We start from the raw sequence: 17,325 nt of genomic DNA on the forward strand, positions 1-17,325 counted from the left end.
CACTTTTTGCAACTTACAAATTATTTATTTTGAATTTACCATTAAGAAGTATATTAATAGAGGAGTACTCATGATGGACTTAAATCAAATTCTAATAGAAGCATTGAAACAGCAAAGAATCAATAAAGGTTTCAGTCAAGATAAACTTTCTGAATTAGCTGGCTTGGATACAAAATATATAAACAAATTAGAGAATGGACGCTTTGGCTTAACCATTCCTACACTTTCCAAAATTTTAGACGCTTTAGAAATCTCTTATGATAGTTTTTTCAGTACTCTACCCTCTTCCGGTAAAAATGCAACCAACAAACTATTTGATAGTCTTAATAGCTTTAATTTGGAAAAGAGAGAAGTTATCAGCAAGAAGATTCAAGAACTTTTAGAAAGCATCGTGGACTAATTCTGATTAAGCAAATTAGCATTCTATATAATTTATTCTGTATATATTTGGATGCTTTTGTTTTCAATAAAAAATCTATGACAACAAAAAAAGGTGGCCTCAAATTCCGAAAGGAACATCTGAAATCATCTTTTTCGTTATATGGAAGTGATACAATAAAAAAACAATTTAGTATATGAAGTGACCCTCAAAAGTTAGATTTTTGGTCTAACTTTCGGGGGTCGGTTTAAAAATAAATTTGGATGTGGTTTTTCTAATGCCAAAGCATAACTATTAAAATGATACCAAATTATTAATTGGATTTGAGTCAACATCATGAACGTATTTTAGTAGAGACGGTTATGGAATGGTTATACTAAAGTGAACAGAAAAAATAAGCGGATTGAGAAAGGACAACTTTGTATAGCCATTCCAGTTGAATCGCAAGCCTTTATCCAACAACTTGCGCAACCCTTCCAAGAGATCGCGCGGAAGTGAAGGACAAGCAGTTCGCATCGGAAAACTTCGCAGATAAGCCGATGCAGGATAGATGAAAAGCGGATCCTTAAAGCCCTAGTAATTCTACTGGACAATGCTTCACCTCAGAAACTAACGCCTCCGGATACGAATGGTGATAATAGACTGGCAGCTCACGAGACATTTTTTCACACAGTACGATCTTCTCCTGGAATGACTGCCCGCTATCCACTGCGTCAAATTTCCCAAAGTCACGCTTTAACGACTTCAAAATATCCGCGTCCACCCATTTTTAAAATGAAACGACCGGCATGCCAAGTCTCGTAATCCTCACCGTGACTCATTTTTTTGTACCATTCGAGGGTTTGCAGGAGCAACTGTTTGCACTCGGCATCCCGCAGATTAGCCGTCCATAGCTCATTGCGAAAAATCTGCTTGGCTAAATAAATCGCCAAAAAACCGAAGGTATTCGCGGTATACGCAGAGCTTTCTTCGCTGATCGGTATCGTTTTGGATTGTTCGAACAGCTAAGGGGTCTGCCGTTGCGCATCGCCGATCTTATTCATAAATACTCTCGCACCTAGACGAAATCAATCCAGCGGAGCCCACTGCGCCACATGCTGCTGGAACATCGCGAACGAATAAATCACAAAATCCACCTGATAGATCTGCCTTTAAATAGCGAGAGCCACTCCAATCCACCACCGCCGTTTGGGAACGGAACTGCTGTATTCAGCACACCAAAATTTTCGAGCCATTCACTCGTGTTCAGATTTCGATTAGTTGGTAGAACTCTTTGCTATCCATCACACACTTTTTTTCCTTGAATCAATCTTAAATCCAGCCAAACTTCATACATGCATTATAAATTCCGTCATCAACATTTTGATCAGTCACATAATCTGCCAGCTCCTTTAATTCGTCCACCGCATTGCCCATCGCGATACTGGTCCAGCGCTTGTCAAACATCACCAAATCGTTCACGTCATCGCCAAAGACCACCACATCCTCACGCGGTCTGTCAAAATAATCCAAAACATCCAAGATCCCCTGCTTCTTATTGTCATGCTGGCACATCGTATACTCTTGGACAAAACGCAGCTTTGAGAACTTCTTCGGCTCAGGGATTCGATGATCTTGCTCCTTGGGTAACGCCAAGTAAAACTTGAAGATATCCTCCACCTCATCCACGCTAAAAGTCGGATCAATGAAATACTCTGTCGGCTCCTGTCTTGGCCCAACCTGTTCTCGAAACAAATCATTTTTCGCATAAACCTTCTCCGAGTCATCCGTCGCAATCAATACACCAATACCTTTTTCCTCCGCATCATGAATGACGGCCAGAGCCTCCTCTTTATCTAACGGTGTATTCTTCACCAATTGATTCTTGATGACCACACCCATACCGCCGGAGCACACCATATTCTCCAAACCAAGCTCAGTTAATAACTCTCGACTCTTATAATGTGCCCGCCCGGTCGCAATGGAAACAAAATGCCCATTTTCTTCTAAAAGCTCCAGTGCACGCTTCGCACTAGGAACAATTTTCCCTGTTTTTCGATCCGTCAACGTCCCATCGATATCAAAGAAAAATAACTTATTTTCCATTTTCCCCGCTCCTTTATCTTCATTACATCTGTTATTCATTGTATCATAATTGGAAGGTTATAAATTTACGACTTGGTTATTCACAGCCAACATTGCCACGACGAAGTTTTTCAAGACTTATTTTTTCAGAATGACCAATCCTACTACAAAAACTCCTCCGATTATCTAAAGAATTTTTAATCCACGGATTCACCCAAATGTGTTAAACTCAGACAAAAGATAAAAGAGGAGAATTCTTGTGACTGAATATACTGGCTTCGACAAAATTTATCGCGACATCGTCATGGAGATCATTGAAAACGGCACGGACCAAGATCCTGCGCTCGTTCGAGCAAAATACGCCGATGGCAGCCCTGCGCCTACCCGCTTCATCCAAGGCGTCAACTTTAAGATCAAACCTACAGACGGCATCCCGATCTTAAAATCAAAGCGCGTCTTCCAAAAGACACCCTTGATCGAATTGGAATGGATTTGGCAGGAATTATCCAATGATGTAACGTGGCTGCAGGAACACAACTGTAAAGTCTGGAATGAATGGGTCGATGACAACAACACCATCGGCAAAGCATACGGCTTTCAATTAGCAAAAAAGTGCCGCAAGCTGCCGGACCATGAGGAAAAACTCAATCAGGTGGACTATGTTCTGCATCAATTGGAAAATAATCCTGGTTCTCGCCGCATCATGACTAGCCTTTGGGATGTCGATGATTTGGACGAAATGACGTTGGAGCCTTGTGTATGGGCGACCAATTGGAAAGTCAATAACGGCGTCCTTGACCTGCACGTCAAACAACGCTCCGCCGACATGGCACTAGGTCAACCCTTCAATACCTATCAATACGCTGTTCTGCATCGCTTGATCGCGGACCATTTAGGTTTTGAACTCGGTACGATGCACTGGTGTATCGATGACGCGCATGTCTACGACCGGCACATTGATGCCTTAAAAAAACAATTGTCACAGCCGATTCCAAACAGCGAACCTACGCTGACGCTACCAGACAAATTCGATGAGAACGGCAAAAAACGTTCCTTTTTTGAACGCCGACTGTCGGATGTGAAGCTGGAAGGTTATGAGAATAATGGTGTTATTAAGTATGAGATAGCCGAATAGCAAAAAAAAGGGCCTCAAACGACGTTCATCGTTTGAGGCCCTCTTCTATTTTATTAACACTTTCTTAACTAATCCCAATCGCGCGACCGTCCCATTCCTTTGAAAAATCGGTGATGGACACCCAAGCCATCGCGCCGCGATCATAAGTTTTGTTTGGTCCGCCAGAACCAGCCTTCGCACTTGAGCTATAATACAACGGATCGTACACTAAAAATTGATTGTCTCGGTACCCAGCGATGACCTTACAGTGGTTGCGGATCGTGTTCGCTTGATAAGAAGAGTACCCATAATATAACACAGGGTTGCCATTGATGATGCGATCAACCAGGTTTTGTGTGCTGACATTGCTGATGTTTGAGACGTTTTTGTACCATCTCTTCGCATAGTTTGCCAACGAGCCTGGCGTGATCACCCAGCCAAACCCTTCTCCTGTGTATACATTGCCTTTTTGCCCGCCTTTGTCTTTCGGATACATCGGCAAATTGTCCTGGACATATTTCAAATCGACATTTTTCCCTTTGTATCTCAAAAGCATCGTCATCGATGCCCCTGCGCAGCCCCAAGGACTGAAGACCGGAGCGTATTGACTCACATAAGGCACATTCAATGTGCGCTGTACGGGCGCGATCGGCTGTGCGCCGCCTAATGTGTACCAAGAAATGCCTTCATTTCGCCAACCAGCCTTCAGCAATGTATTTCGTTCACTCAGCAGCATCGTATAATGGTGGGAACCTGCACCTCTGGAATTCGGATTAAATACCCGATACATCGGCATACCCGCCCACGGTGTGTGCCACGCGATCCCTTCATAACGCCAGCCGACACGCTTCAGATGATCCCGCTCTTTTCCATCTAATGTGTAAAAATGTTCCCCAGAATTCGGGTTGTAAACTCTAAATAATTGCCGTCCCGTCAAGGGCACTCGCATACTGATACCTTCATACCGCCAACCGACTTTGACCAAATGATCCTTCTCATACGAATTCATGGTATGGAGATGCTCGCCAGAATTCGGATTATACACCCGATAAATCGCAATCGTTGGCGCCGGTGCGGCCTTCGCTTGTGCCTTCGGAGCAGCGACTTTCGGTACAGCCTTCGCAGTCGTTGCGGCTTTTGGCGTCACAGTTGTAGTGACCACTTTCTCGTTGTTTGCGTTAGGCTCTTTCGTTTCAACTTGCTCAACGATATCCTTGTTGGGTGTCTCAGCTATTTCTGAAGGATCAGGCACAGCTTCTTCAAGGTGCGTATCCTCTTCACCTTCGGAAGTCTCCAAGGATTCATCCTTTTCTACTGGTGGGATTTCTGCCTCTTTCTCTGTCTCTTCAGTAGAAGTCGCGGGTTTCTCTGTGATTTCTGTTTCAGTTACTTCTTCTTCAGCCGTCGTATCCACGGGCGTAGTCGATTCGATGGCAGGAGGTGTCACTGCCCCTCCCTCTTCTACGATCTCGGATTGAGAGTCAGCAGAAGGCGCAGCTTCTATCTCCGCCTCAGGTTCAAGAACCTGAACCACTTGCTCCTTACCTACCTCATCAGCAAAAACAGCATGATCCTCCGTCGCAAAAGCAGACGTACCCAACAACCCTAGAAAAATAATCGGCGCCACAACCCATGTTTTCTTCCGTTTATACATCTTGAAACGCTTCTTCTCCATGTATTACCTCCTTATAAAAATAATAATTGTTATTATTATTAAACCATGGATCGTTTACAAATGGAAGCGCAACCAATACTATTGATTATTTTTCTTTATTCAAAAATAAAAAACAACAATCCGCTCCTGAAAATAGAACAGATTGTTGTTTCTCTTTAATGCCTATTTCGCTTCTTTCACAAATGGAAGGAGTTCTTCCGCGAGTTGGTCAAAGTCCAACTGATTTACTTCCTCGATCTGACGGATCATCTCTCTTGGCATCTTTGGATTCATACCACCGCAGATGGCTGCGCTGATCGCTCCGATTGTATCCGTATCCCATCCTAATGACGCACTTAATTGTGCCGCTCTCAAAGGATCACCCTTAGCCATTTCCACGATAACAAATGCACTAGGAATCGTTTCGATTGTCTCCATCCCCGTCCCGATTTCATGGTAAAGACGCTGCAGAATGATTTGATCATCGGTTTCCTGTCTTAGAATTTTTCGCGCTTGATTCATGCGAAAAGTCAGAGAAGCAGAAGGAAAATCATGCCCATAGGTTTTCGCTGCATTGATCGCTTCAAACGCCAACGACCAGATTTCATCGGTAGACTGTCCTCCGCGAACCGTATAGCTGATCGCTGCCGCTACGGCGCTTGCTCCAGCAATCGCAATCGTTGTATTGTGGGTCGGCAAACAGATTTCCGCCACATTTTTCACTAATGTAGGCAAATCCTGATAATCGCTGATTATTCCAATCGGTGCGATTTTCATGGATGCGCCATTCGTGGTTCCTGTTACACCGGTCTCTTCAATCGGCACGCCTTGAGCAATTTTGTCCAAAGCCTTTAACGTCGATGGACCCGAAACAAATGCAGAAACCGGTGAATTGTCATTCCATTCCCGCAGCTCTGCGATATAGTCCGCTACCCGAATTTGTCCTTGGTTTTTCTTGATCATGGATAAAATCATCAACACATTCAATGTGTCATCGGTGATTGCTCCTGCTGCTAATTTGCGTCCAAACACATCATTTTCGTTTGATGCGATTAATTCAGTCACCCCATTGGGAAAATTCTGACGGATTTTTTCCTGCGACCAGCATTCTGTCGGCATCCCCATCGCGTCTCCTAATGCACCGGCGACCAATACGCCCCAAATCTTTTCTCTCACTTAATTTACCTCCGCTATGTTGATTGTTTCTGCTTGATTGTTAAATGGAATAACAGTCATCACTTTGTCATTAGCCTTGATGTGGCCCTCTTGCTGGCAAAGAACATCTAGGAATTGATCAGAATTTGTTATCGTCACAAAGGACTCGGTGGAATATCCTGCCTCTGTCACTTTTTTCAAATCGACCGTCAGGATTTTATCTCCTTGAGCAACTACTTGCCCCTTCTTCACAAGTGGCTTGAACCCCTGTCCTTCCAATTCAACCGTATCAATTCCGATATGGATCAACAGTTCAATTCCTGTGTTGCTGACAATTCCGATCGCATGCCCGCTTGGGAAAATTGTCTCAACTGTGCCGGCAACTGGAGAAACAACGTCGCCTGTTTCTGGCACGATCACGAAGCCTTTGCCAAGCGCCTTTGACGCAAAGCTCGGATCAGCCGCGCTTTCGAGAGGTTTGATTTCTCCTGTTAATGGTGAGACCAGAACTTCCGATTTTACTAAGCTTTTTTCTTCAGGCTCAACGACATCTTCTTCTTTTTTGAAGGTCATATAGGTAAATACGAACGCGACAGCAGCCGTTGCGATAGACGCGATGATGGCCATGATGACGCCATTCATACTCCCGCTGTCTGGATTGATAAATGCCGCAAATCCTAAGATCCCGAAGGACATAGCGTACATTTTCGTAGATGTGAGCGCTAAAATCAATGAGCCGACCGCACCACCAAGCATGGAATACGCAAAACGCTTTTTGACTGGCAAGCTGAATCCGTAGATCGCTGGTTCGATGATACAGAATAACCCAGACACCATCGCTGGAATCGCCAACGCCTTTTGATCCTTTGAGCGTGTCCGTAGAAAAACAGCTAACACCACAGCCGTTTGTGCAAAGTTGGCGGTAAAGGACATTGGGAAAATGTAATCCACCCCCGATTGTGCCAAGTTCGTGATCCCGATTGCTGAAATCGGCCAATGCAGCCCAAAAATAACCAATGGTTGATAAAGCAACGCTACCACGAGCGAAGTCACGACAGGTGAAATACCATACAACCCTGACACTCCTGCACTAATCAATGAGCTAAGCACATTTGTTACCGGCCCAACCACCAAAATCGCTAAAGGAACCGTAATTAAGATCGTTAAGAACGAATTCACATTGTGGGCAATCACTGCCGGCACGACTTTTTTCAGCCAATTTTCTACCTTTGACCCTACGTAAACAATAAAGATAATTGGGATGACCGTGTATTGATACCCCGTTGCAGGAAACAGAATCGGAATCCCAAAGAAAGTATTAAACACAGGTGTCTGGAACAGCGTCCCTTGGAACAAGGTGTACAAAGCATCACCGCTCGCCAATCCTGTCATCAATTCTGGAATCAACAAGGTTGCGCCTAGCATCATCCCAACGAACGGGTTCATCTTAAAGGCTTTCGCACTTGTATAACCCAACGTCACTGGCAGAAAATAAAAGACCGCTTGCCCCATCGCATGCAAAATAATATACGCGCCATCATTGACTGACAAAACATTCGTCGCCGTCAATAAAGCCAGAATTCCCTGCAATAAACCAGAGGCCGTCAAAATTCCCAAGACTGGCGTAATCACCTTTGTAATGGTGTCTACTAAGGTGCTGACCGCCCCCTTTTTCTCCTCTTCGGCTGTGACCGTCTTCCCATTTAGCTGCTCCTGAACCACTTGAAAAATATCCGCTACGTTTGTTCCAACAACAACTTGAAACCTTCCACTGGCGAATTGCGCGCTCATCACATCCGGCGATTTCACCACTTCCTCACGCTGGACCAATGAATCATCCTTCAAAGTAAAACGCAGCCGCGTCATACAATGCGTAACACTCAGCACATTCTCCTTTCCACCAACCTTTTCCAAAATAAATGACACCAGTGCTTGATACTTATCCATGTTGCTTCCCCCTTTTTTGGCATATAAAAAAGGCAACACTCAAACAAGAGACTCTTCATCCCTTGTTTGGGTGTTGCCTGCATAATCAGTTACAATCCCGTTTATTTAATTAGCCGCTGGACATGGAGAATCAAATACATCTCCTCCTCCGGATAAATCCGACAAGCCAGCTTCTCTTGTAGATAATGTTTAATAATCCCGACACTTTCAGTCGCCTTCGGATAAAACTGAACCACCTGTTCATACATCTCCGGCACCGATTCCTGTCTCGGCTCGTTTATTATGACACGTTGAATAAAGAATTTCAAGTGGGTAACGAACCGAACATAATTCAACGATTCCGTGTCCAGCTCAATCCCCAGACAATCTTCAACGATCAAGACCACCTTCTGCAGCATCTCTGTCGTTAATAACGTCTGAGCCGTATCATTGTTCAAGCCGCCATTAATAAAGTGAAGCGCAATGAACCCCGCTTCATCCTCATTCAGCTCAATCCCTTCATAATAGCTGATCTGCTCAAGCACCTTCAATCCCGATGCAAATTCTCTCGGATAAAACTTCTTGATCTCCAATAACAACGCATTTTGAATCGTTTCCCCATTTCTAAACCGATTCACTGCATAGTTAATATGATCCGCCAATCCAATATAAGTATTCCCATCAAACGTCCGCTCCAGCTCCGCTTCAGCACTCTTAATTATTAGTGTCACCATCTCTAACCGATTGATCGGCACTTCCTCGATCAATTGCACAAACCGATCCGCCACATTCGGAGAATCCACCACGAACGTCTTCTCGATTTTAGCCTTCTCAACCGTCTCGCCCACTCTCTTCTTAAAGGCGATTCCTCTGCCAATCAAGATCCGCTCCAAACCCTTTGTATCAATCACTAAGACAACATTGTTGTTAAAAATCTTCTTTATTCTCAGCAAGCTCTCTCCCCATCCTCCGCCTCAGCAAACTTTCATAAGCTATGATACGGGTTCTTTGGTGAAAGTCAAGGAGGGAAATAAAAGTTCAATTTTTCAAATTTTGTCACTGCTAAATTCTTTCTTTAATCAATAGAATTTAACTTACCCAATTTCTAATCTCCCACAATCAATCATTGCTTCTTCAAGTTCAAATAATATTTTTACTACTTCATCAATCGCAAAACGCAAATCCTGTTCATGGATTTCATTATATTCTAATTGATTATGCACAAATTTATTTCGAAGTTTACGACATTTTGCAAGTCGTTCAGAAAATACTAACTCTGTATCAAGAGACTGACTTAGTATTTTCAGGTAAGATTCATTCTTATTTCTCTTAACCTTTCTACTACTTTCTGGATCAATCCAGTTTGATAGATCAAAAAGGCAACTTTCTAAAAATGATAATATAAGTGTGAGCCCTAAAGGAAAAAGGGTATGATTAATATTAAACAACCATGATAATTCTATCTCGCTCTTGCCTAACTCTACTTCCCCTTCACCTAAAAAATCATTTCCCCATTCGATTTCACTATATGAATCTATTTCTTCTTGTTTTTGCTGATTACTACTTTCTAATAGAAAAACTAAATAATTATTTAATCGTCTTAATTCTTCTTCAAATATGACAAAAGGAGCTCTTTCACTGCGAGAATAATATAAATAGTCCTCAGAATATAAGAGAGATTCTATTTCTTGTGTATCTTCATTAATTGTAAATAGTTCATCGGACGAATAAAACAGCGATTTGTCATCCACATCACAACCTCCAAAGGTTTTATTTCAAACTTTATTTCAACGATTTAAAAGACCTATTGAAGCAAAAAAATCAGTGCATAAACCTAGTTTATAACTGATCCATTTTATATTAACAAGATTATTTCTAATTAAATTAGATTATCTGTCAGAAAAACTAGAAACTACTATCTCATCCGGATAGAGATAATAGTTTCTAAGTTTAACAACTCTTGTATTACAATTTAAATCATATCCTCTTCAAAATAATCACTATCTATTCGAAATTGCTTGTAGACCTTCGCTTCTTCAATGCCGACACCATATTGCATCATTAGATCAGTTAGCTTAATACCATCAATCAAAACAATTCCTTGGCTTTTAGCAAACTCTTGCGCACCTTTAGCAAAATTGGATGTGGTAATAAAAACGCCTCGATCTGCATTTACACCAGCCAACGCACCATAAAAAGATTGAATCGCAGGTCGTCCCACTGTATTTCCATCTTTGTAGCGTTTTGCTTGAATATAAACAGTACTTGTTCCCAAAGGATCTTGATTAATAATCCCGTCGATCCCACCATCATTACTCTGAGTGGTTACTTTGGCATCTCCATTTTTACCGCTATATCCCATTGCTACAAGTAGATCAACAACTAACTTTTCAAAAAATGAAGGCTCAACCTGACGAACTTTATTCAAAAGTTCAATGGCTACCTCATTATTTTGATTATTTATGATACTCTCCACCTGAATCTCTTTTTCTTCTGCTTCTGGAATAGAAATCTTGTTTCCAGTACGCTCATTTCGAATGTCCAACTCTTTTTTATACTCTTTAAAAGCAGGCAATTCTTCTAACATTTTCTTAGTTAGCTTATCACCATGCTTATCTAACATAGCGAGTCCAGATTCAGTAATCTTATAAACACCACGTCTTGGTCTTTGAACTAAGCCAGAAATGTACAGACTACTTAAAGCCCATCCAAATCGATCAATCAAAATACTGTCTTTATGTGGAGTATCTGGATATTTTTCTTCTAATAAATCTTCAGGAATTTGAAGAAACTCTACTACACGTTTGATAATTGTTTTTTTATGGAATTCACCGCCATCTTCTATGGCTTCCAAGACATAAGGTAGCAAGGAATCATTTGTAGGCACACCATTCGCTGATTTCTTCAACTTTTGCCAATCTCTATTCATAGACTACAACTCCCTACCTCAACTCATCTTCCAATGGTATCAATTCTTCATCAAGAACTCCACGCCATGCGCGTTTCATATCTTGCGGATATTTGAATGGTTTAGCTTCTGGATTTAGCGATTTATACCCTTCAAAATTCTTACTTTCGATGACTCCTTTAATGTTCGGAATCGGATCTTCACCGATGATATATTGCACTCTGGATGATTGAAGTTCATCGCCTGAGACAAACCAATCCTCAGCAAATTGACCAACAATTTGATCTATCACTTCAGTAAAGTAATGACGTTTCACCACAAAGATATCTTCATTCGGCTCAATTTGTTCTTCATCAAATGCATTCAAAATCTGCCGATACACGTCTTTGACACATTCTGTCTTGTTTAATTTTTTCAGAGCCTTTTCAATTTCTTCACGAACATCTGGGCTATTCGCTGCATAAGTACCTAAAAGCTGATCGATATAGGAAGAATCAATGTCGTACAACTTGATTGAATTATCACTGTAAAATTCAATTGATGAAAGATCTGTTTTTTCTCCACCATCTGCACCCTCATCAACTAACGATCCTTTTACAGTCTGATAGACTCCTACTTGTTCTTCCAAAATTGAAACTTGACTTTTCAGAGCGTCTGAACTGACGATATCTTCATTGTATTCATCATAAGTCACCAACGCTTCGTAGGAATTATTCAACTCTTGAAAAGCTTTGACGTAATCCACACGTGTTTCCAATGGTGTATCTTCACTAACTCCTGGCACAAAGGTAAATTCTTGTAGTTTTCGATACGCTTTTTTGAACCGTTTTTTCGATTCATTGTACGTCGGATAAATCAGACCTGAGTCTTCATTCACCTCGGAATACAATTTAGTCGCTTCTGCAACGTTGTACTCCATCGTATTGGGTTTTCTAAAGGTCACAATCAACCCTTTCGTCTTTTCTGGATAGGTTCGATTGGTACGAGAAAATGCTTGAATCAAGCCAGCATATTCCAAATTCCGGTCAACGAATAACGTTTGAATCGTCGGTGCATCAAAGCCGGTTAACAACCGATCAACAACAATGACTAAATCAATGTGCCTGCCAAACTGTTTAAACTCCGCTTTTTTTCGTGCTAAACGATTATTAATATCGCCGTTATAACGTTCAATCTCCGCTAAATTCCAAGCGGTACCGTAGTAAGCATTGTATTCACTGATAATTCCTTGCATTTCAGCTTGTTGCTCTTTGGCATTATCCGTATTTTCATCTAAGGAATACGTAATAGCAATCCGTGGAAAATCTGGATCATCCATCGTCCGACCTTCGCGAATCGGTTGGTTTGGATATTCCTGCATCATCCAATCTGAATCTTTCGTCATTTCCTTAATTGCTTGATAATACTTTTTCGCCATCCAAATGGAGCTGGTTGTCAGAATGGCTGATTTTGTAGGACGACCATTTCTAAAATCAAATTTCGTGTAAGCATTATTGGGGCGGAAAATTTTATGAATTACTTTTTGAATGTGCTCATCATTTTCATAAATCGCTGGTTCAATATAGCTTTCCTTCTTTATCGGATTCATATTATCAACGATTAGATTAATCTGTTCAGGAGAATAAGTCGCATATTTTTCGACTTTACTTAATTCATTGTGAATCTTATTATCCAGAGAAGTCGTTTCTATCGTATTCTCATGTTCTACCTGAAAACCTAATACAGAACCATCTTCTAGAGCATTTTTGATGGTATAAGTGTGTAACACCTCGCCATATTGATCAGTCGTCGTCCGTGCCAATTGTCCTTTTGCTTGCTTTTTATTCACATCAAAAATCGGTGTACCGGTGAAACCAAACCAAGTTGATTTTGGAAAGAATCCTTTGATTTCTTCCATATTTTCAGCACTTAAAGCACGATGACATTCATCAACTACAAAAACAATATGTTGTCCCATCAATTTTTGATAACGATTTGTTCCGTTCTTTTCTTCTTGCTTCTTAGCATATTTCAACGCAGCATCCAATTTCTGACGCGTTGTCACAATCACGACATTCGCATTCGCATCAGCTAAAAGCGTATCGCCTAGTTCTTTTGCACTCCCTGTTCCAACAATCAAACTATTCGATTTAGCATTTCCAGAAGAGATGCCTGTATTGTATTCAGATGCAAATTTGGTAAATTCGCTAGTAGTCTGACTATCTAAATCTTTTCGGTCGACCAACATAATTGTGCGATCGATCCCAGTTTTTCGTGCCAAAAGTTTCGTTGAAACAAAACTCGTCAGTGTTTTTCCTGAACCTGTCGCATGCCAAACATACCCCGATTGATGCTTGTTCGCGGCAGTAAACAATGCCTCAATTGCATGTATCTGATAGGGATGCAGTACCATCAACACTTTATTGTCTTGATCCTCGCTGACAATTGTATAGTCTGCGATTAACCGATGGGCTTTGGGAATATTTAGTACTTGCTTACAAAACTCATATAAGTTTTCAACTTTTTTATTATCTGTTGTCCGCCAACTGAATAGGAACTTCTTATGCATATCTTTCGGCATCGCGTTAGCAAAATAGCGCGTCGTTTGTTCATTCGAAATGACAAATAATTGCAGCGTTGAAAAGATGTTATTCCGAAACATCCCTTCTTCCGCATACTTTTTGATTTGATTGAAAGCTTGATACACATCATCTTTAGCCGTCGTTTGTTTCAACTCAATCTGAACAATCGGTAACCCATTAATTAACAATGTTACATCGAAGCGACGATCTCGCGCACCCGCGCTACTTCCTTGTTTCGCAATCTGATTCACCACTTCATACGTGGAAAGTCCGCCACCAATATCTTGATTGGAATAAATTATTGGTGAAATTGAACCTAAACTAGCATCTTCACGCTCAATCGTAATCCGAGCGATGCCATTCTCACCCTTTAACCATTTCGCCGCATCAAAAGGTGTCTGAGTCCGCAACAAAATTTCCGTCTTAATCGTTTCAAACTCTTTATCCGTAAGCGGATGTTCGCCAATTTCAGATAAATTATTCTGAACAATTTTCTGACGTAAATTTCGCCAAAGATCATCTTCGGATTTCAACTCAGAACGATACGTCCACTGATTATGACCTTCACCTAAGACATCAATTAAATGACGTTCCACTTCTGCTTCTTCTCGATGAGGAATTTTCATTATGACACCTCCTAGACAAATAGTTTCTGTAAGAATGCTTTTTTAGTTAATTGAAGAAGTTCCAATTCACGCTGATGAAGAGTGATCGTATCATCTAGCTGCTTGAAGAAGACACCAATTTTTTGTTGTTCTTTTACGTCGGGAATAATAATCAGAGCTTCTCTAATATCTTTTGAATTAATACTTTCAAATGTTGACCCTGTGCTATATCTATTCCAATAGCCATTCTCTTTCATTTTTCCGAGTTGTTGGAAAATAAAATTATTTCCTTTAATGGCTGCAACTCCACGTCCCAAAACTACATCATAATCAGTTTTTCCAATGTCTCCCACTGGAGCGCGAACACTTAAAATCAGATCACCTTTTTCTGCTTGTTTTGTAACTTGAGTAGTCCAAACTCTTGGAACAACTCTATTGTTTTTCATATCTGCGTTTCCTTGAACTAAAATATAATCGTTTGGATTATCTGTATAATTTTCTGAATTTGGGGATTGTCCCATGACAATCTGAACAACTACTCCCAACTTACGCTGTTCCCAATCATCAGTGAATCCTGGAAAGCGAACTTCTGGTACTTTCTCTCCTTCTTTTGGAAACATCTTTTGCAAAAAGCCTTGTTTGGTTTGTTTTAGCGTAGTGAGTTCTTGCTTATGAAGATGGATAGTATCATCAAATTGTTTAAAGAAGGTTCCGATTTTCTTCTGCTCCATGACATCTGGAACAGCAATTCTAAGAGAAGCATATTCCTTTGCATTAACTCCCGGTTGTCCAGATCTTTGTGAAGATATTTTTATAAAATTAATATATTTTTGTGTAAGAGTATTTTGAAAGACAAATTCCGAGTTAAAAGAAGGTTTTATCTTCGCTCGAATTAAAAAACCTGCAAAATATACTTTTCCATCTTTTTTATTATAATGATAGCTTTTTCCTACGCTTGCACCTGTTCTTGCAAAAAGAAGGTCTCTTTCATTTAAGAGATAATTATCTAATTTAGATAAATCTGTATCTGGAGAAGTTAAGTTGTTTTGTAAAAATTCATGCGTTTCATCATCAATATCCGTAATTCTTAAATACTTATTTTCACCATCATAAGCTTTCGCACTAACATTTAATCCATATTCAAAGGACTCTGCTAAGTTTTCCAACTTTTGTTGTTTCCAATCTCCTTCAAAACCTAAAAATCGTACTTCAGGTTGCATTTTATTTTCCATGTGCAAATACCTCTAATGCGCCTTTTAACCATTCCTTGTTTTCTGGGCTGGCTTCTAGTGTTGAAATCGTCTCAAATAGACTTTTTTCTAACGCTTGTTTTTCCTCACGAATTTTCTTGATCTCTTTTCCAACACTAACCATGTCAATGGGTTCTTCATCTTCAAATGTATCGACATAACGAGGGATATTTAAATTATAGTCATTTTCTTTGATTTCATCGAAACTAGCTAAATGAGCATATTTTTCAATATCTTTTCGTTCAACAAAAGCTGAAACAATTTTCTCAATGTTTTCTTTCGACAATTTATTTTGATTTTTGCCTTTAATAAAATCATTGCTGGCATCAATAAATAAGACATCACGTGTTGTCCGGTTTTTCTTCAATATAATCACAGTCGTTTGAATTGAAGTACCAAAAAATAGATTTGCTGGCATACCAATGACTGCGTAAATACTACCATCTTCCAACAATTTCTGACGGATGGTACCTTCTGCTGCACCACGGAACAATACCCCATGAGGCAAAACGATTGCCATTGTTCCGGTTTCTTTTAAGTGATAATAGCCATGTAATAAGAAAGCAAAATCGGCTTTTGACTTCGGTGCTAATTTACCATAGCGATTAAAACGTGAATCATCTAAGAAAGAAGCATCTGCTGACCATTTTGCAGAATACGGAGGATTCATAACAACTGAATCAAAAGTATACGGTTCGTCTGTCGGCCAATCTTTATTCAGCGTATCACCATTACGTAAGTTCATATCTTCTGAATCGACACCATGAAGAATTAAGTTCATTTTTGCCAAGTTAAAAGTCGTTGTATTCAATTCTTGACCATGAAATTTTACATTTTCTGGATAGTTTAAATACTTACGAACATTTAGCATTAGTGATCCAGATCCCATCGTTGGGTCGAATACGCTAAACAACTTCTTATCTTTTTGATCTATCGTAACGATTTGAGCCATCATATCCGAAACCATACTAGGTGTGTAGAATTCTCCTGCCTTTTTTCCAGCTTCTGAAGCGAACTGACTGATTAGAAATTCATAGGCATCACCGATGACATCTCCATCATGTCCGATCACATCGACATCATTTAATTTTTTCAAAACTTCAGTAATCGTTACATTACGTTGTTGATCATCTGAACCTAGTTTTTTCGACTGCAAATCTACATCGTCAAATAAGCCATTGAACTGGTCATATTTTGAAGACAAGTCCACAAAGGCTTTGTTTAAATCATTCAATTGAAAAATATTTTGTTTTGCTTGATCTGCTAGTACATTGAATAAATATTTTGGATCAATATCATAGCCCAATGTATCAACGATCGTTGCAATTAAATCTTCTCTTGAGTCTTCATCAGATAATAGCTCTTTATATAGCTCTGTTTGCTTTTCGGGTGTATCATTTTCCTCTAGTGACTCGTCGGCTAATAGCACGACTTGTTGTAACAACTTATCCGATAAATATTTATAGAAAATCAATCCTAATAGATAGTTTTTATATTCTGATGCATCCATTTTGCTGCGAAGATTATCCGCTGCACTAAATAAACGTTGATTTAATTCTGCGCCCATTTGTATACTCCCTTTTAAATAAAATTCGATTAATTGCGTACCTTAGTATTTTACCATTTTAAGATAATAAACTCATGAAATATCTTGAAAAGAGTAGAATGAATTCCTCAGATAAAAACAACAAAAAGACGAAGTTCGTTTT

15 protein-coding genes are annotated in these 17,325 nt (G+C 40.2%); 2 read left to right on the plus strand and 13 right to left on the minus strand.

The genetic code is table 11. From position 1 onward, the window contains the following. Nucleotides 1-73: 73 nt before the first annotated feature. A complete protein-coding gene (locus I592_RS18535; protein ID WP_016250203.1) occupies nt 74-400 on the plus strand; it encodes a helix-turn-helix domain-containing protein in 327 nt (108 codons plus the stop codon). Between the two features lie 544 nt (nt 401-944). Here I592_RS18535 and I592_RS21490 read toward each other — a convergent pair. The 4 genes from I592_RS21490 to I592_RS18545 form a co-directional block, all read right to left on the minus strand. Then, a complete protein-coding gene (locus I592_RS21490; RefSeq protein WP_139243530.1) occupies nt 945-1,127 on the minus strand; it encodes a hypothetical protein in 183 nt (60 codons plus the stop codon). Continuing rightward, nucleotides 1,108-1,311 carry an aminoglycoside 6-adenylyltransferase gene (locus I592_RS20840; RefSeq protein WP_049944372.1) on the minus strand — a complete coding sequence of 68 codons (204 nt, stop codon included), beginning with the start codon at nt 1,309-1,311 and terminating at the stop codon, nt 1,108-1,110. The genes I592_RS21490 and I592_RS20840 overlap by 20 nt, the downstream gene beginning before the upstream one ends. 103 nt (nt 1,312-1,414) lie before the next feature. After that, entirely contained in the window at nt 1,415-1,561 is a 147-nt protein-coding gene (locus I592_RS21770) for a hypothetical protein (protein ID WP_155857533.1), read from the minus strand. 129 nt (nt 1,562-1,690) lie between these two features. Next, nucleotides 1,691-2,464 (minus strand): Cof-type HAD-IIB family hydrolase, encoded by a 774-nt coding sequence (locus tag I592_RS18545; RefSeq protein ID WP_010779036.1) that lies wholly within the window; start codon nt 2,462-2,464, stop codon nt 1,691-1,693. Nucleotides 2,465-2,702: 238 nt separating this feature from the next. Between I592_RS18545 and thyA the strand changes: the two genes are divergently transcribed. Beyond that, entirely contained in the window at nt 2,703-3,578 is an 876-nt protein-coding gene (gene thyA / locus I592_RS18550; protein WP_010779035.1) for a thymidylate synthase, read from the plus strand. Between the two features lie 64 nt (nt 3,579-3,642). On the opposite strand, the gene I592_RS18555 is transcribed toward thyA, so the two are convergent. The 9 genes from I592_RS18555 to I592_RS18595 form a co-directional block, all read right to left on the minus strand. Continuing rightward, complete coding sequence (locus I592_RS18555) at nt 3,643-5,232, minus strand: C39 family peptidase (RefSeq protein ID WP_010779034.1); 1,590 nt, start codon at nt 5,230-5,232, stop codon at nt 3,643-3,645. Between the two features lie 162 nt (nt 5,233-5,394). Continuing rightward, the gene (locus I592_RS18560) at nt 5,395-6,387 is read right to left on the minus strand and encodes an ADP-ribosylglycohydrolase family protein (RefSeq protein WP_010779033.1); all 993 of its coding nucleotides are present in this window, start codon (nt 6,385-6,387) and stop codon (nt 5,395-5,397) included. Next, nucleotides 6,388-8,313: a beta-glucoside-specific PTS transporter subunit IIABC gene (locus tag I592_RS18565; RefSeq protein ID WP_010779032.1), complete on the minus strand. Its 1,926-nt coding sequence runs from the start codon at nt 8,311-8,313 to the stop codon at nt 6,388-6,390. A 101-nt stretch (nt 8,314-8,414) separates the two neighbouring features. After that, the gene (locus I592_RS18570; protein ID WP_010779031.1) at nt 8,415-9,245 is read right to left on the minus strand and encodes a PRD domain-containing protein; all 831 of its coding nucleotides are present in this window, start codon (nt 9,243-9,245) and stop codon (nt 8,415-8,417) included. A gap of 141 nt (nt 9,246-9,386) precedes the next feature. Then, nucleotides 9,387-10,043, minus strand: coding sequence for a hypothetical protein (locus tag I592_RS18575; RefSeq protein WP_010779030.1), 657 nt, complete (start codon nt 10,041-10,043; stop codon nt 9,387-9,389). 221 nt (nt 10,044-10,264) lie between these two features. Continuing rightward, complete coding sequence (locus I592_RS18580; protein WP_010779029.1) at nt 10,265-11,221, minus strand: restriction endonuclease; 957 nt, start codon at nt 11,219-11,221, stop codon at nt 10,265-10,267. Between the two features lie 13 nt (nt 11,222-11,234). Then, nucleotides 11,235-14,387, minus strand: a complete 3,153-nt coding sequence (locus tag I592_RS18585; protein WP_010779028.1) for a type I restriction endonuclease subunit R — start codon at nt 14,385-14,387, stop codon at nt 11,235-11,237. A gap of 11 nt (nt 14,388-14,398) precedes the next feature. Further along, nucleotides 14,399-15,598, minus strand: a complete 1,200-nt coding sequence (locus tag I592_RS18590; protein WP_010779027.1) for a restriction endonuclease subunit S — start codon at nt 15,596-15,598, stop codon at nt 14,399-14,401. Then, nucleotides 15,588-17,183 carry a type I restriction-modification system subunit M gene (locus I592_RS18595; RefSeq protein ID WP_010779026.1) on the minus strand — a complete coding sequence of 532 codons (1,596 nt, stop codon included), beginning with the start codon at nt 17,181-17,183 and terminating at the stop codon, nt 15,588-15,590. The genes I592_RS18590 and I592_RS18595 overlap by 11 nt, the downstream gene beginning before the upstream one ends. Between the last annotated feature and the right edge of the window lie 142 nt (nt 17,184-17,325).

Source organism: Enterococcus gilvus ATCC BAA-350, assembly GCF_000407545.1.
Classification (GTDB): domain Bacteria; phylum Bacillota; class Bacilli; order Lactobacillales; family Enterococcaceae; genus Enterococcus_A; species Enterococcus_A gilvus.

Bases quoted from the DNA above. Each gene is read 5' to 3' on its own strand.
- I592_RS18535 (WP_016250203.1), top strand. From the start codon at position 74: ATGGACTTAAATCAAATTCTAATAGAAGCATTGAAACAGCAAAGAATC.
- I592_RS18545 (WP_010779036.1), bottom strand. From the start codon at position 2,464: ATGGAAAATAAGTTATTTTTCTTTGATATCGATGGGACGTTGACGGAT.
- I592_RS18555 (WP_010779034.1), bottom strand. From the start codon at position 5,232: ATGGAGAAGAAGCGTTTCAAGATGTATAAACGGAAGAAAACATGGGTT.
- I592_RS18565 (WP_010779032.1), bottom strand. From the start codon at position 8,313: ATGGATAAGTATCAAGCACTGGTGTCATTTATTTTGGAAAAGGTTGGT.
- I592_RS18580 (WP_010779029.1), bottom strand. From the start codon at position 11,221: ATGAATAGAGATTGGCAAAAGTTGAAGAAATCAGCGAATGGTGTGCCT.
- I592_RS18585 (WP_010779028.1), bottom strand. From the start codon at position 14,387: ATGAAAATTCCTCATCGAGAAGAAGCAGAAGTGGAACGTCATTTAATT.
- I592_RS18590 (WP_010779027.1), bottom strand. From the start codon at position 15,598: ATGGAAAATAAAATGCAACCTGAAGTACGATTTTTAGGTTTTGAAGGA.
- I592_RS18595 (WP_010779026.1), bottom strand. From the start codon at position 17,183: ATGGGCGCAGAATTAAATCAACGTTTATTTAGTGCAGCGGATAATCTT.